Source organism: Pseudomonas campi (assembly GCF_013200955.2).
GTDB classification, from domain to species: Bacteria; Pseudomonadota; Gammaproteobacteria; order Pseudomonadales; family Pseudomonadaceae; genus Aquipseudomonas; species Aquipseudomonas campi.
The window spans coordinates 296,119-310,284 of sequence record NZ_CP053697.2 but is presented as its reverse complement, the minus strand read 5'-3'; the positions used below and the strand labels follow the sequence as shown (position 1 = coordinate 310,284).

Sequence of the window (14,166 nt, the reverse complement as noted above, 5' to 3'; positions counted from 1 at the left end):
CAGACCTGATCAACGAAGGATCAGCCCCAGATGCCTTTGGTATCGATGACGTATTGCCCCGCCGCAAAAGCCGGCTTGGTCGAACGGAACTGCTCATGGTCCACCAGCAGAACGACGACATTGGCATTTTCCAGTGCCGCTTCCTGGCTCACGAGCTGCACACCCGCCGCCTGCAGTTTCGGTGGCAGACTACCGATATTGGGTTCAACGGCCAGAATGCGCGCTGCAAACTGCTCGGTCAGCGCCAGGGCAATGCCTACCGCAGGGCTTTCGCGCAAGTCGTCGATATCGGGCTTAAAAGCCAGACCGAAACAGGCGATCGAAACCTCGGCAGCGGTCTTGGTCGGATTCGCCTGCAAATACTCGGCGACGGCCAGTTTGATTTTTTCGATGACCCATTGCGGCTTGCTGTCGTTAACCTCGCGAGCGGTACGAATCAAGCGCGCCTGCTCCGGTGCCTGGCTGACAATGAACCAGGGATCGACTGCAATACAGTGGCCGCCCACGCCCGGACCAGGTTGCAGAATATTGACTCGCGGATGGCGATTGGCCAGGCGCACTAGCTCCCAGACATTAATATCCAGCTTGTCACATATGATCGAGAGCTCGTTGGCGAAAGCGATGTTCACGTCGCGGAAGCTGTTTTCAGTCAGCTTGCACATCTCGGCAGTACGCGCATCAGTGATGATGCACTCGCCTTCGACGAAGGTCTTGTAGAGTACCGCTGCGGCTTCGGAGCAGTCACGGGTCATGCCTCCGATGATGCGGTCGTTCTCCACCAGCTCGCGCAGGACATGCCCAGGCAGAACGCGCTCGGGGCAGTGAGCAATGCGAATATCGGAGCTTTCGCCATGCGACTGAGGAAAGCTCAGATCCGGGCGCACCTCTGCCAACCAGGCAGCCATCGCTTCGGTGGCCCCCACGGGCGATGTGGATTCGAGAATCACCAAATTGCCCTTCGCAAGCACCGGAGCGATAGCCCTGCTGGCGGCCTCAATGTACGAAAGATCCGGTTCGTGATTGCCCTTGAAGGGTGTCGGCACTGCAATCAGAAAAGCATCGGCCGGCTCGGGCGAGGTGGTGGCCCGCAGGTAACCTTCCGTCACCGCAGCATGCACCAGCATGTCCAGATCAGGCTCCACGATATGGATCTCACCGCGGTTAATGGTCGACACCGCGTGCTGACTGATGTCCACGCCGATCACTTTTTTCTTGCGAGAGGCGAACACAGCCGCAGTTGGCAGGCCAATGTAGCCAAGGCCCACAACCGATACAGTATTGAATTGCATGATCATGACTTCTTAAGTTGAGAAAGACTTTCTAGGATGCGCAGGCAGGCTTTACCGTCACCGTATGGATTATGAGCAAAGCTCATCTGACGGTATGCCGCTTCATCGGTAATCAGGGTGGCTATGGCTGTGGTGATGGCAGCCACATCGGTACCGACCAGCTTGACCGTACCGGCCTCGACGGCTTCCGGGCGCTCCGTAGTGTCACGCATGACCAGTACGGGCTTGCCGAGCGAAGGCGCCTCCTCCTGAATACCACCAGAATCGGTAAGAATCAGATAAGACTGGTTCATCAGGTAGACAAATGGCAGGTAGTCGAGCGGCTCAATCAAATGCACATTTTCGATGCCGACCAGCAGACGGTTTACCGGCTCACGCACGTTAGGATTCAAATGCACGGGATAGACAATTTCGACTTCCGGGAAACGTCTGGCAGTCTCCGCCAGCGCCTGACAAATACGCTCAAAACCACTGCCAAAGCTTTCCCGGCGATGCCCGGTCACCAGCACGAGCTTACGATCTGGGCGCAGGAAAGGAAAACTCGAAGCGAGCTTCGCTTGCAACTCGGCATCACCATCCAACTTGGCTACCACCCGAAGCAGGGCATCGATAACCGTATTGCCTGTCACAACGATGCTTTCCGACTGAATACCCTCACGCAGCAAATTGCCGCGTGAAGTTTCGGTCGGTGCAAAGTGCAGCTGGGCCAGGGCACCAGTGAGCTTTCGGTTACCCTCCTCCGGCCAGGGAGAGTAAATATCGCCGGTGCGCAACCCAGCCTCGACATGCGCTACGGGGATCTGTTGATAGTACGCCGCAACGCTGGCTGCAAAAGTAGTGGCCGTATCGCCATGCACCAGCACCACATCAGGCTTGAACTCTCTCAGCACCTCACGCATGCCAAGCAGAATCGCACTGGCAACATCAGTCAGATCCTGCCCGTGTTTCATGATATTTAGATCGAAGTCTGGCACCAACCCGAACAGATCCAGCACTTGATCTAGCATCTGTCGATGCTGACCGGTGACACAAACCTTGGCATCGAACCGCTCATCACGCTGCAGAGCCAAAACCAGCGGAGCCATCTTGATGGCCTCGGGGCGGGTACCGAAAACACACAAAGCTTTAAGAGACATCAAAAATCCTTTTTGCCGTGACGCCGAACCGAGGCGGAGGCCACACGGACACCCTTGTTCAACCACAGCATAATAGAATGGCGAGTGAGAAGAGCCCACTCGGACGTGAGTCACCCAGCAGCGGATCTAGCCGCTGCAGAGGAAATCGGGACTCGCCACTGAAATGGATGGCAAAAAGCCATTATATACCCGCAGATTGACGCCAATAAACCACCGACGGTCGCGGAAAACGATAGAGCTTATGTTCGCTAAAGGCCACGCATTGTACAAAATTTGAGGCAAAAGCCATACTTACCCCAAGGGAAAGTGCGGAGTCAGCTCCCCCTCCCATATCCCATTGCCATCAATCGTGTATACAGCCAATCTAGCGGGCCTTTTTCCCGCCGGAGCTGTGACTTCTTCTATGCGAATTCTGATCACTGGCGGTGCCGGCTTTATCGGCTCCGCATTGGTTCGTCACCTACTGGTCGGCACGGATCACGAAGTACTCAACCTCGACAAACTCACCTATGCCGGCAACCTTGAGTCACTCGCCTCCGTCGAGAGCTACCCGCGCTACCAGTTCGTCCAGGCCGATATCGGCGACCGCGAGACCGTTAGTCGGGTACTGCGCGAGTTCCAGCCAGACGCCATCATGCACCTGGCTGCCGAATCCCACGTCGACCGCTCCATCGACGGCCCCGGTGAGTTCATCCAGACCAACATCGTCGGCACCTATCAGTTGCTGGAAGCCACCCGCGCTTATTGCTCGGGCCTGCCGGAAGAGCGCAAACAGGCGTTCCGCTTCCACCATATTTCCACCGACGAGGTTTACGGCGATCTACATGGCGTGGACGACCTGTTCACTGAAACCACACCCTATGCTCCCAGCTCGCCCTACTCGGCTAGCAAGGCTGCTTCCGACCACCTGGTGCGTGCCTGGCAGCGCACCTACGGCCTGCCGGTATTGCTGACCAACTGCTCGAACAACTACGGGCCCTTCCACTTTCCGGAAAAGCTGATCCCACTGGTGATTCTCAACGCCCTGGATGGCAAGCCCCTGCCCGTCTATGGCGACGGCTTGCAGGTTCGCGATTGGCTGTTCGTCGAAGACCATGCACGCGCCCTGCTCAAGGTGGTGAGCGAAGGCCAGGTCGGCGAGACCTATAACATCGGCGGGCATAATGAGCAGAAGAATATCGATGTGGTGCGCGCTATCTGCGCCCTGCTCGAAGAACTTGCGCCGAGCAAGCCGGCCGGCCTGGGCCGTTACGAAGAGCTGATCACCTTCGTCAAGGATCGTCCCGGCCACGACCAGCGCTATGCCATCGACGCCGGCAAGATCGAGCGCGAACTCGGCTGGGTGCCACAGGAAACCTTCGCCAGCGGCCTGCGCAAGACCGTGCAGTGGTATTTGGACAACCTCGAATGGTGCCGCCATGTACAGGACGGCAGCTATCAACGTGAACGCCTCGGAGCCTCAGCATGAAAGGCATCATTCTCGCCGGCGGATCTGGCACTCGCCTGCACCCCATCACCCTGGGCGTGTCCAAGCAACTGTTGCCGATCTACGACAAGCCGATGATCTATTACCCGATCTCGGTGCTGATGCTGGCCGGCATCCGCGACATCCTGATCATCTCCACCCCGCATGACCTGCCGCAGTTCGAGAAGATGCTCGGCGACGGCAGCCAGTTCGGCGTGCGTTTCAGCTATGCCGCGCAGCCCACGCCGGACGGCCTGGCCCAGGCCTTCCTGATCGGTGAAGAATTCATTGGCAAGGATCCGGTGTGCCTGATCCTGGGTGACAACATCTTCCACGGCCAGCACTTCAGCGAGATGCTGCTGCGCGCGGCAGCCGAGCCCAGTGGGGCTTCCGTGTTCGGCTACTGGGTCAGCGACCCGGAGCGCTTCGGCGTGGTCGAGTTCGACGCCCAGGGCAAAGCCATCTCCATCGAGGAGAAGCCCAAGCAGCCCAAGTCCAGCTACGCGGTGACCGGCCTGTATTTCTACGACAACGACGTCATCGAGATCGCCAAGGCGGTCAAGCCGTCGCCACGCGGCGAGCTGGAGATCACCGACGTCAACAACGCCTACCTGCAGCGCGGCGACTTACGCGTGGAGCGCTTCGGTCGCGGCTTCGCCTGGCTCGACACCGGTACCCATGACAGCCTGCTGGAAGCCTCGCAATACGTGCAGACCATCGAGCACCGCCAGGGCCTGAAAGTCGCCTGCCTGGAAGAGATCGCCTTCCAGCATGGCTGGATCGATCGTGAGCAGTTGCTCAGCCAGGCCAAGGCCTTCGGCAAAACCGGCTATGGCCAGTACCTCTACCAGCTGGCTGGAGAGCATGCATGAATGTAATCCCGACCGACCTGCCGGAAGTACTGATCCTCGAACCCAAGGTGTTCGGCGACGAGCGCGGCTTTTTTTACGAAAGCTTCAATGCCAAGGCCTTTACCGAGGCCACCGGCCTGCAGCGCGAGTTCGTCCAGGACAACCACTCGCGCTCGCAGCGCGGTGTATTGCGCGGCCTGCACTATCAGATCGAACAGGCCCAAGGGAAGCTGGTGCGCGTCACTGTCGGTGAAGTGCTGGATGTGGCGGTGGATATCCGCCGCAGCTCGGCCAACTTCGGCAAGTGGGTCGGCGTGCGCTTGTCGGCAGAGAACAAGCGCCAGCTCTGGGTCCCGGAAGGCTTTGCCCACGGCTTCGTGGTGCTCAGCGACTATGCCGAGTTCCTCTACAAGACCACCGATTACTACGCCCCGGCCCACGAACGCTCGATTCGCTGGGACGATCCGACCCTGGCCATCGACTGGCAGTTCGACGGCACGCCGCAACTGTCGGCCAAGGACCTGGCCGGCAAGAGCCTGCAAGACGCCGAGCTGTTTCCATGAGAGTGCTGATCACCGGCCGCCACGGCCAGGTTTCCCGCGAGCTGCAACTGGGCCTGGCCGATAAAGCCGAGCTGCTGGTACTCGGCCAGGAACAGCTGAACCTGGCCGACAGTGAGGCGATCCGGCACCAGGTGCGCGCGCTGCGCCCGGACCTGATCATCAACGCCGCGGCGCACACCGCAGTGGATCAGGCCGAGAGCGAGCCGGAGCTGGCCTTCGCCATAAACGCCCAAGCGCCCGGCGTGCTGGCCGAGGAAGCAGCAGCGCTGGATGTGCCACTGATTCACTACTCCACCGACTATGTGTTCGATGGCAGCAAGCATGGCCCCTACCGCGAAGACGATGCCACCGGCCCACTGGGCGTGTATGGATGCAGCAAGCTGGCGGGCGAGGAGGCTATCCGCCAGGTCGGCGGCCAGCACCTGATCCTGCGCACCAGCTGGGTCTACTCGCTGCATGGCAAGAACTTCCTGCTGACCATGCAGCGCCTGCTGCAGGAGCGCGAGGAGATGCGCGTGGTGGCCGACCAGATCGGCGCACCAACCTGGGCCGGCAGCATTGCCCGCGCCACTGGCGAGCTGATCCAGCACTGGCAGAACGGCCAGGCCGGCCCCTGGGGCACCTATCACCTCAGCGGTCTAGGGGAAACTTCCTGGTTCGGTTTTGCCAGCGCCATCGGCGAACAGCTACGCCTGCAGGGCAAACCTTGCGCACGCCTGCAGCCGATCCCGTCGAGCGCCTACCCGACACCGGCGCAGCGCCCGCTCAACTCGCGCCTGGACTGTTCGCGCCTGCAGCAGGAATGGCGTATCCGCCTGCCGGACTGGCACGACGCCCTGCTGGAGTGCCTGGCCAGTCCACGCTGATACGCTGCAGTGCATAATGCGCCTGTCTCTCAGGCGCAGCGCAACATGACTCCAACCCTGACACCCCGCCGCCCCCGTTGGCGCAGCCTGGCGCTGCTGGCCCTGCTGCTCGCGCCCTTGCTGTGGCCGCTGCAGCAACTGGCCGAGCGTTATTACCGCGACGAGCTGATCGAGCAGAACCGCCAGACCCTCGACCTGTACGTGGCCAACCTGCTCGGCACGCTGCGCCGCTTCGAGGTGCTGCCGCCGATCCTCGGTAACCTGCCGGACTTGCGCGGCGCGCTGCTCCAGCCAGGCGATGCGGCTGCACTGGACAAGGCCAACCTGCTGCTCAAGCGCGTCCGTGAACAGACCGGCGCCGACGTGATCTATCTGCTGGACGCCGCCGGCGATACCCGCGCCGCCTCCAACCACGATCAGCCAGACAGCTTCATCGGGCGCAACTTCACCTTCCGCCCCTATTACCAGGCCGCCAGCGAAGGTCGCCTGGGGCGTTTCTTCGGCCTCGGCACCACCTCCGGCAAGCGCGGCTATTACTTCGCCGCCGGGGTGCGCGAGGGCGACACGCGCCTCGGCGTGCTGGTGGTCAAGGTCGACCTCGACTTCACCGAGCGCCTGTGGGGCCAGACCCCCGAGCAACTGCTGGTAACTGACAGCAACGGTGTGGTGATCCTCACCTCCAACCCGGACTGGCGTTATCGCGCCAGCCGGCCACTGAGCGCGCCGGAGCTGACGCGCATCGCCGCCGACCAGCCCTACCCGACCCAGCAGCCGCAGCCCTTGCAACTCGACACCCATGCCTGGCTGATGCAGAGCCGCGAGCTGGCGGAAACTGGCTGGACGGTGAGCATCCTCGCTCCGCGCAGCCAGGTCGAACGCCCGGTGCAGAACGTGCTGGCCATCGGCGCGGCCAGCCTGCTGGCGCTGCTCGCCCTGCTCGGCCTGCTGCTGCAACGCCGCCGCCACTATATCGAGCGCATCGCCTTGGATGCGCGGGCCAAGCGCGAGCTGGAGATCCGCGTACTGGAGCGCACCCGCGATCTGGAAGCCCTGAACGACCGCCTCAAGGATGAAGTGCTGGAGCGCGAGCAGGCCCAGCAGGAGCTGCTGCGCACCCAGGACGAGCTGGTCCAGGCCGGCAAGCTGAGCGCGCTGGGCACCATGAGCGCGAGCATCAGCCACGAGCTCAACCAGCCGCTGGCGGCGATCCGCAGCTATGCCGACAACGCCGGCGTGCTGCTCGACCACCAGCGCACGGATGACGCCCGCGACAACCTCAAGCAGATCAGCGAGCTGACCGGGCGCATGGCCTCGATCATCGCGCATCTGCGCGCTTTCGCCCGGCGCGACCGCCATGCCCCGGAAAGCGTGGCCCTGCAACCGGCGCTGGATGATGCCCTGGCCCTGCTGGCCAAGCGCCGCCGGGCGCTGGACGTGGAGCTGATCCGCGACCTGCCGGAGGCCACACTGTGGGTGCAGGCCGGTGAAACGCGGCTGCGCCAGGTACTCGGCAATCTGCTGGCCAATGCCTGCGATGCGCTCAGCGAGAAGGCGCCACCAAGGCGCCTGTGGCTGAGTGCCGAAAGTACGCCGACCGGCGTCAACCTGATCCTGCGCGACAATGGCCCGGGGTTCTCCGCCCAGGCCCTGGAGCATGCGCGCGAGCCGTTCTTCACCACCAAGACCAGCACCCAGGGCCTCGGCCTCGGCCTGGCCATCTGCGAGACGCTGATGCGTGCCCTGGGCGGCGAGTTGCTGCTGGCCAACCACCCCGACGGCGGCGCGCAGATCACCCTGCAACTGCGCCACGCCACGCCCGGCGCCAACCTGGCGGCAACCGAGGAGTTTTCATGAGCAGTGCCATCGACAGCCGCATCCAGATCCTGCTGATCGACGACGATGCCCACCTGCGTCAGGCGCTGGCGCAGACCCTCGACCTCGCCGGTTTCCGCGTCGAAGCCCTGGCTGACGCCCAGGGCGTGGCCCAGCGCATCCCGGCCGACTGGCCGGGCGTGGTGGTCAGCGATATCCGCATGCCCGGCATCGACGGCCTGCAATTGCTGCAGCAGCTGCATGAACAGGACGGCGAGCTGCCAGTGCTGCTGATCACCGGCCACGGCGATGTGCCGCTGGCGGTGCAGGCCATGCGCGCCGGCGCCTACGACTTCCTGGAGAAGCCCTTCGCCAGCGAAGCGCTGCTCGACAGCGTGCGCCGCGCCCTGGAACTGCGCCGCCTGGTGCTGGACAACCGCAGCCTGCGCTTGGCCCTGGCCGACCGTAACCAGCTCGCTGCGCGCCTGCTCGGCCAGTCGCCGGCCATGCAGCGCCTGCGCGAACAGGTCGGTGCCCTGGCGGCGATCAACAGCGATGTGCTGATCCTCGGTGAAACCGGCGCCGGCAAGGAAGTGGTGGCGCGCGCCCTGCACGACCTCTCCGCACGCAAGAAGGGGCCATTCGTCGCCATCAACGCCGGCGCCCTGGCCGAGTCGGTGGTCGAGAGCGAACTGTTCGGTCATGAGCCCGGCGCCTTCACCGGCGCACAAAAACGGCGCATCGGTAAATTCGAGTTCGCCACTGGCGGCACTCTGTTCCTCGACGAGATCGAGAGCATGAGCACCGATGTGCAGGTCAAACTACTGCGCCTGCTGCAGGAGCGGGTGGTCGAACGCCTCGGTGGCAACCAGCTGATCCCCCTGGATATCCGCGTGATTGCCGCAACCAAGGAAGACCTGCGCCAGGCGGCCGACCAGGGCCGCTTCCGCGCCGACCTGTATTACCGCCTGAACGTCGCGCCGCTGCGCATCCCGCCGCTGCGCGAGCGCGGCGAGGACATCCTGCAGCTGTTCCAGCACTACGCCGACAGCGCCAGCAGCCGCCACGGCCTGCCCAGCCGCAGCCTGCCGGTCGCCCAGCGCGCCCAGTTGCTGGGCCATGCCTGGCCGGGCAACGTGCGTGAGCTGCAGAACGCCGCCGAACGCTTCGCCATTGGCCTGGAGCTGGGCCTCGACTGTCCGTCGGGCATGCCGGCCAGTGTGGCCAGCGGACAGAACCTCGGCGACCAGGTGGAAGCCTACGAACGCGCGCTGATCAGTGCGGAAATGGCCAATGCGCACAATTCCCTGCGCAGCCTGGCCGAAGCCCTGGGCATCGCGCGCAAGACCCTGCACGACAAGCTGCGCAAGCATGGCCTGGATTTCGCAAGTAATATCCCTAACGACGGGGACTGAATACCTGCAAGACCGCGAGTGACTCATCAGTCATGAGTCTCGTCACCCTGGTATCCCGATTCATTTGAGTCGCCACCCGGCATTGCCGTATGGCGGTGGAGCCTGTTGCTGTCGGATATCTCCCGGCACCCCCTGCGCTCACCTGCCCTGCGTGCTACAGGTCGCTTGCAGGAGTTCCATGTAATGTCCCGACTACCCGTCATCGTCGGTTTCGGCGGTTATAACGCCGCCGGCCGCAGCTCCTTCCACCACGGTTTCCGCCGCACCGTTGTGGAAACCCTAGATAGCGCCGCGCGCCAGCAGACCCTGGCCGGTCTGGCGGTGATGATGCAGTTGGTGCAGGTCATCGATGGCCGCTACCACAGCCTGGCGGGTGCCCCCATCAGCCTGGCCGAGATCGAAACGCAGCATGCCGAGGCCATCCTCGCCGGCACCCTGGTACGGCGCATCGAGAAACGCTACCTGGATGTGGATGCCAGCCACTGGCAGAAAAGCCTGACGATCAGCGCGACGCAGTTCACCACCGCGCGCAAACAACTGCCCGAACCGCTACCGGCCAATTGGAGCGTCGAGTCCATCGACGAGCAGATGGTGCGGGTTACCCTGCATGACAGCTGTGAATTCAAGGTCGACAGCTATCGCCCCCTGCCGGTCAAGTCGGCCGGCCAGCTGCCCAGTGGCTTCGATCCCGGCGCGCTGTACCACTCGCACTTCCACCCGCGCGGCCTGCAGATGGCCGTGGTCGGCGCCACCGACGCCCTGCGCTCCATCGGCCTGCCCTGGAGCGATATCCTCGCCCAGGTGCAGCCGGACGAGGTGGCGGTGTTTGCCGGCAGTGGCATGAGCCAGATGGACGACAACGGCTTCGGCGGCATGCTGCAGGCGCGCCTCAAGGGCGGCCGGGTTACCGCCAAGCAATGCCCGCTGGGCCTCAACAGCATGCCGGCCGACTTCATCAACGCCTATGTGCTGGGCAGTGTCGGCACCACCGGCAGCGTCACCGGCGCCTGCGCGACCTTCCTCTACAACCTGCAGAAAGGCATCGAGCAGATCGCCAACGGCCAGGCACGTGTGGTGCTGGTAGGCAACAGCGAGGCACCGATCACCGCGGAATTCATCGACGGCTACGGCGCCATGGGCGCGCTGGCCACCGAGGAAGGTCTGCGCAAGATCGAGGGCCGCGATGACGTCGACTACCGCCGCGCCAGCCGCCCGTTCGGCGATAACTGCGGGTTCACCCTGTCCGAGTCGGCGCAGTTCATCGTGCTGATGGACGACGAACTGGCCCTGCAACTGGGTGCCGATATCCACGGCGCGGTGACGGACGTATTCATCAACGCCGATGGCTTCAAGAAATCGATTTCCGCCCCCGGCCCCGGCAACTACCTGACCCTGGCCAAAGCCGTGGCCAGCGCTACCCAGCTGCTGGGCAGCGAGGCCGTGCGCCAGCGCAGCTTCGTCCACGCCCACGGCTCCAGCACCCCGGCCAACCGGGTCAGCGAATCGGAGCTGCTCGACCGCGTGGCCGCCGCCTTCGGCATCGAGGCCTGGCCGGTGACCGCGGTGAAGGCCTTCGTCGGCCACTCCCTGGCACCGGCCAGCGGCGACCAGCTGATATCGGCTCTCGGCACCTTCCACCACGGCCTACTGCCGGGTCTGAAGACCATCGACAAGGTCGCCGACGACGTGCACCGCCAGCGCATCAGCCTGGACGTGCGTGATCGCCGCATGGAAGGCATGGAAGTGTGCTTCCTCAATTCCAAGGGCTTCGGCGGCAACAACGCCACCGGCGTCCTGCTGGCACCGCAGGTGGCCGAGCGCATGCTGCGCAAACGGCATGGCGAAGCGGCCTTCGCCGCCTGGCAGATCAAGCGCGAACACACCCGCGCCGCCGCCAGCCAGTATGACCAGCAGGCCCTGCTCGGCCAGTTAGACATCCTCTACAACTTCGGCCATGACCTGATCGATGACCAGGAGCTGCAGTTCAGCGCCGAGGGCATCCAGGTGCCGGGCTTTGCCCAGCCGCTGCTTTACAAGAAGGATGAGCGCTACAGCGACATGCTGTAGCAAAGTCATGCTTCAGCGGTGCAGCACGTACTGCCCGCTGAAACGCACCGCCTCGACCGTGCCGGTGAGGATGCGACTGTGCAGCCTGATCCGTGCCAAGCCGCGACGCCGGTACAGGGCGAGGAACTTGTCCCACTCGGCCGCCGCTGGTGCCGTGCATACCGCCAGCGCATCGCCGAGCACCGGCTGCACATAGTCGATCTGCCCCTGCTGGATGACGATGTGGCCGTCGACCACCCCGGCCTCGCGCAAGCGCAGGTGTAACCAGCCCCAGCCTGCCAGCACGGCACCGCAATACAGGCTGCCGCCGAACATGCTGCTCTTGTGGTTGAGGTTGGCCGCCAGCGGCAGACTCAGGCGCAGCTCACTGCCATCCCAGCTGGACACACCCAGGCCGAGGGCCTGGGTCAGCGGAATGTCCTGATGCAGTAACTGCTCCAGGTAGCCGCAAGTGCCGTCCATCTCAGTCCAGCGCGCGCGCCAGCTGGATTAGCTCGGCGCGCCAGGCGGCGGCCTGCGGCAGACCGAGGAAGGACGGGTTGAGGTAGGACTCGCGCGCCTCGTAGGTCAGCGCCTCGCCCTTGAGGTCGAGCACTTCGCCACCGGCGCCTTCCAGCACGCCTTGCGCCGCGGCGGTGTCCCACTGCGAGGTCGGCGCCAGGCGCGGATAGCAGTCGGCATTGCCTTCGGCGAGCAGGCAGAACTTCAGCGAGCTGCCGACACTGGCCAATTCCAGATCGCCGAAACGCTCGGACAGGCCTTCGAGCAGACGCTCCTGGGCCGGGCTGGAGTGGCGCTTGCTGGCCACCAGGGTGAAGGCCTCGGCCGGTGCCAGGCGCACGCTGATCGCCTGCGGCTCGCCGCCGGCTTCCATGCGCCAGGCACCCAGGCCGGCACCACCGTAGTAGCAGCGGCCATTGGCAGGGATGCCGACCACGCCGAATACCACCTGGCCACGTTCGATCAGCGCCACGTTGACGGTGAATTCCTCGCTGCCGGAAATGAACTCCTTGGTGCCATCCAGCGGATCGACCAGCCACCAGCGCTGCCAGGCGGCACGCTCGCCGAACGGAATCTCGCTGTCTTCTTCGGAGAGCACCGGCACATCCGGCGCCAGCGCCAGCAAACCGGCTTCGAGGATGTGGTGGGCGGCCAGGTCGGCGGCCGTCACCGGCGAGGCATCGGCCTTCTCGTTGACCACTACATCGTTACGCCAATGCGGCAGGGTGGCCTGGCCGGCACGTTGCACCAAGGCGATGACCGCCGGCAGATAGGGATGACTCACAGGCGAAATTCTCCGCGTTGGCTTAACAGGTCTCGGACCAGATAGAGGGCCGCCAAAGCGCGCCCCTCGGTGAATTGGGGGTGCTGCACCAGGCTGCTCAGCTCGCGCAGGCTGACCTGATCAACGCGCAGCGGCTCAGGCTCGTCACCCGGCAGGCTTTCTTCATAGAGTTCACGGGCCAGTACCACCTGGATTTTCTGGCTCATGTAGCCGGGCGACAGGCTCAGCTCGGCGATCCACTCCAGCTGACGGGCACCGAAACCAGCCTCTTCCTTGAGTTCGCGATTGGCCGCGTCGAGCACATCCTCGCCGGGCTCGACCAGGCCCTTGGGCAGGGACAGCTGGTAATCGTCGGTACCGCCGCAATACTCCTCGACCAGTACCGCATGCTCGGCATCGAGCATCGCCACCACCATCACCGCGCCATAGCCGGAGCCCTTGCTAACCAGGCGCTCATAGGTACGTTCGACGCCGTTGGCGAAGCGCAGCTGCAGCTCCTCGACGCGGAACAGGCGGCTACTCGCAACAATCTCGCGGGCCAGCACGACAGGTTTCTCACGCATGGGATCACTCCTTGAAACGAACGAGTATCATACCCTGCTGATTCAGATTGTCCGTGGCGGATATTGCATCCGCACACCTCTGTTAACCATTTCACGCAAGAATTCATCATGCCACTGCTGCCCTGGGCCGACATCGATACCGTCCTGCTGGATATGGACGGCACCCTGCTCGACCTGCACTTCGACAACCACTTCTGGCTGGAATATCTGCCGCAGCGCTATGCCGAACTGCATGGCACCAGCCGCGAGGCTGCCGAGGCCGAACTGCTGCCATTGTTTCGCGAGCACGCCGGCCAGCTGTCCTGGTACTGCACCGACTTCTGGAGCCGCGAACTGAACCTCTCGGTACGCGAGCTGAAGCGCGAAGTGGCCCATCTGATCGCCCTGCGCCCGGATGCCGACACCTTTCTCCAGGCTCTGCGCAGCGCCGGCAAGCGCGTGGCGCTGATCACCAACGCGCACCGCGATTCGCTATCGCTAAAGCTGGAACGGGTCGAGCTGGCGCCCTATTTCGACCGCCTGATCAGCTCCCACGACTATGGCTTCCCCAAGGAAGATCAGCAGTTCTGGTTCGCCCTGCAACAGGACTTCCCCTTCGATCCGGCGCGCAGCCTGTTTATCGACGACAGCCTGCCGATCCTGCGCAGCGCCAGGCGCTTCGGCGTGGCCCAGCTGCTGGCAGTGCGGCAGCCGGACAGCCGCAAGGACGCCAAGGACACCGAGGAATTCGCCGCAGTGGAGGACTACCGGTTGCTCTGCGCAGACCTGCAGTCGTCCGGCTAACTTGGCCTGACTCACGGGCGAGGCGCGAGTTCGCCCAGCCGCAGCAATTTTTGCGAGGCCGTGAAGTGCCT

The 14,166-nt window shown here is 63.7% G+C and carries 13 protein-coding genes; 8 read left to right on the top strand and 5 right to left on the bottom strand.

Translation table 11 applies throughout. The annotated features are described in order from the left end of the window. Positions 1-20: 20 nt before the first annotated feature. Both wecC and wecB read right to left on the bottom strand, forming a co-directional pair. Positions 21-1,289 carry a UDP-N-acetyl-D-mannosamine dehydrogenase gene (gene wecC / locus HNE05_RS01445; RefSeq protein WP_173211349.1) on the bottom strand — a complete coding sequence of 423 codons (1,269 nt, stop codon included), beginning with the start codon at positions 1,287-1,289 and terminating at the stop codon, positions 21-23. 2 nt (positions 1,290-1,291) lie between these two features. Further along, positions 1,292-2,425 carry a non-hydrolyzing UDP-N-acetylglucosamine 2-epimerase gene (gene wecB / locus HNE05_RS01440; RefSeq protein WP_173211346.1) on the bottom strand — a complete coding sequence of 378 codons (1,134 nt, stop codon included), beginning with the start codon at positions 2,423-2,425 and terminating at the stop codon, positions 1,292-1,294. Positions 2,426-2,828: 403 nt separating this feature from the next. On the opposite strand from wecB, the gene rfbB reads away from it, so the two are divergent. The 7 genes from rfbB to HNE05_RS01405 all read left to right on the top strand — a co-directional run bounded on the left by rfbB (position 2,829) and on the right by HNE05_RS01405 (position 11,464). Continuing rightward, positions 2,829-3,893: a dTDP-glucose 4,6-dehydratase gene (gene rfbB / locus HNE05_RS01435; protein ID WP_173211344.1), complete on the top strand. Its 1,065-nt coding sequence runs from the start codon at positions 2,829-2,831 to the stop codon at positions 3,891-3,893. Next, positions 3,890-4,762 (top strand): glucose-1-phosphate thymidylyltransferase RfbA, encoded by an 873-nt coding sequence (gene rfbA / locus HNE05_RS01430; protein WP_173211342.1) that lies wholly within the window; start codon positions 3,890-3,892, stop codon positions 4,760-4,762. Before rfbB ends, rfbA begins: the two co-directional genes overlap by 4 nt. Further along, positions 4,759-5,304, top strand: a complete 546-nt coding sequence (rfbC, locus tag HNE05_RS01425) for a dTDP-4-dehydrorhamnose 3,5-epimerase (RefSeq protein ID WP_173211340.1) — start codon at positions 4,759-4,761, stop codon at positions 5,302-5,304. Before rfbA ends, rfbC begins: the two co-directional genes overlap by 4 nt. Further along, complete coding sequence (rfbD, locus tag HNE05_RS01420) at positions 5,301-6,170, top strand: dTDP-4-dehydrorhamnose reductase (RefSeq protein ID WP_173211339.1); 870 nt, start codon at positions 5,301-5,303, stop codon at positions 6,168-6,170. The genes rfbC and rfbD overlap by 4 nt, the downstream gene beginning before the upstream one ends. A 45-nt stretch (positions 6,171-6,215) precedes the next feature. Beyond that, positions 6,216-8,024: a sensor histidine kinase gene (locus HNE05_RS01415; RefSeq protein WP_173211337.1), complete on the top strand. Its 1,809-nt coding sequence runs from the start codon at positions 6,216-6,218 to the stop codon at positions 8,022-8,024. After that, complete coding sequence (locus HNE05_RS01410) at positions 8,021-9,397, top strand: sigma-54-dependent transcriptional regulator (protein WP_173211335.1); 1,377 nt, start codon at positions 8,021-8,023, stop codon at positions 9,395-9,397. The genes HNE05_RS01415 and HNE05_RS01410 overlap by 4 nt, the downstream gene beginning before the upstream one ends. Positions 9,398-9,580: 183 nt before the next feature. Then, the gene (locus HNE05_RS01405; RefSeq protein ID WP_173211333.1) at positions 9,581-11,464 is read left to right on the top strand and encodes a beta-ketoacyl synthase; all 1,884 of its coding nucleotides are present in this window, start codon (positions 9,581-9,583) and stop codon (positions 11,462-11,464) included. Between the two features lie 12 nt (positions 11,465-11,476). Here the strand turns inward: HNE05_RS01405 and HNE05_RS01400 are convergent, their stop codons facing one another. From HNE05_RS01400 to nudE, 3 genes are read right to left on the bottom strand one after another with little or no spacing between them, the layout of a single operon-like run. Further along, positions 11,477-11,926: a thioesterase domain-containing protein gene (locus tag HNE05_RS01400; protein ID WP_173211331.1), complete on the bottom strand. Its 450-nt coding sequence runs from the start codon at positions 11,924-11,926 to the stop codon at positions 11,477-11,479. Between the two features lies 1 nt (position 11,927). Next, entirely contained in the window at positions 11,928-12,749 is an 822-nt protein-coding gene (cysQ, locus tag HNE05_RS01395; protein ID WP_173211329.1) for a 3'(2'),5'-bisphosphate nucleotidase CysQ, read from the bottom strand. Beyond that, on the bottom strand, positions 12,746-13,312 hold the full coding sequence (nudE, locus tag HNE05_RS01390) for an ADP compounds hydrolase NudE (RefSeq protein ID WP_173211327.1): 567 nt from the start codon (positions 13,310-13,312) through the stop codon (positions 12,746-12,748). The genes cysQ and nudE overlap by 4 nt, the downstream gene beginning before the upstream one ends. Positions 13,313-13,420: 108 nt before the next feature. Here nudE and yrfG point away from each other — a divergent pair, with 108 nt between their 5' ends. After that, complete coding sequence (gene yrfG, locus HNE05_RS01385; RefSeq protein WP_173211325.1) at positions 13,421-14,095, top strand: GMP/IMP nucleotidase; 675 nt, start codon at positions 13,421-13,423, stop codon at positions 14,093-14,095. The last annotated feature ends 71 nt before the right edge of the window (positions 14,096-14,166 follow it).

Coding starts and splice junctions, on each gene's coding strand:
- wecC (WP_173211349.1), bottom strand. CDS start 1,289: ATGCAATTCAATACTGTATCGGTTGTGGGCCTTGGCTACATTGGCCTG.
- wecB (WP_173211346.1), bottom strand. CDS start 2,425: ATGTCTCTTAAAGCTTTGTGTGTTTTCGGTACCCGCCCCGAGGCCATC.
- rfbB (WP_173211344.1), top strand. CDS start 2,829: ATGCGAATTCTGATCACTGGCGGTGCCGGCTTTATCGGCTCCGCATTG.
- rfbA (WP_173211342.1), top strand. CDS start 3,890: ATGAAAGGCATCATTCTCGCCGGCGGATCTGGCACTCGCCTGCACCCC.
- rfbC (WP_173211340.1), top strand. CDS start 4,759: ATGAATGTAATCCCGACCGACCTGCCGGAAGTACTGATCCTCGAACCC.
- rfbD (WP_173211339.1), top strand. CDS start 5,301: ATGAGAGTGCTGATCACCGGCCGCCACGGCCAGGTTTCCCGCGAGCTG.
- HNE05_RS01415 (WP_173211337.1), top strand. CDS start 6,216: ATGACTCCAACCCTGACACCCCGCCGCCCCCGTTGGCGCAGCCTGGCG.
- HNE05_RS01410 (WP_173211335.1), top strand. CDS start 8,021: ATGAGCAGTGCCATCGACAGCCGCATCCAGATCCTGCTGATCGACGAC.
- HNE05_RS01405 (WP_173211333.1), top strand. CDS start 9,581: ATGTCCCGACTACCCGTCATCGTCGGTTTCGGCGGTTATAACGCCGCC.
- HNE05_RS01400 (WP_173211331.1), bottom strand. CDS start 11,926: ATGGACGGCACTTGCGGCTACCTGGAGCAGTTACTGCATCAGGACATT.
- nudE (WP_173211327.1), bottom strand. CDS start 13,312: ATGCGTGAGAAACCTGTCGTGCTGGCCCGCGAGATTGTTGCGAGTAGC.
- yrfG (WP_173211325.1), top strand. CDS start 13,421: ATGCCACTGCTGCCCTGGGCCGACATCGATACCGTCCTGCTGGATATG.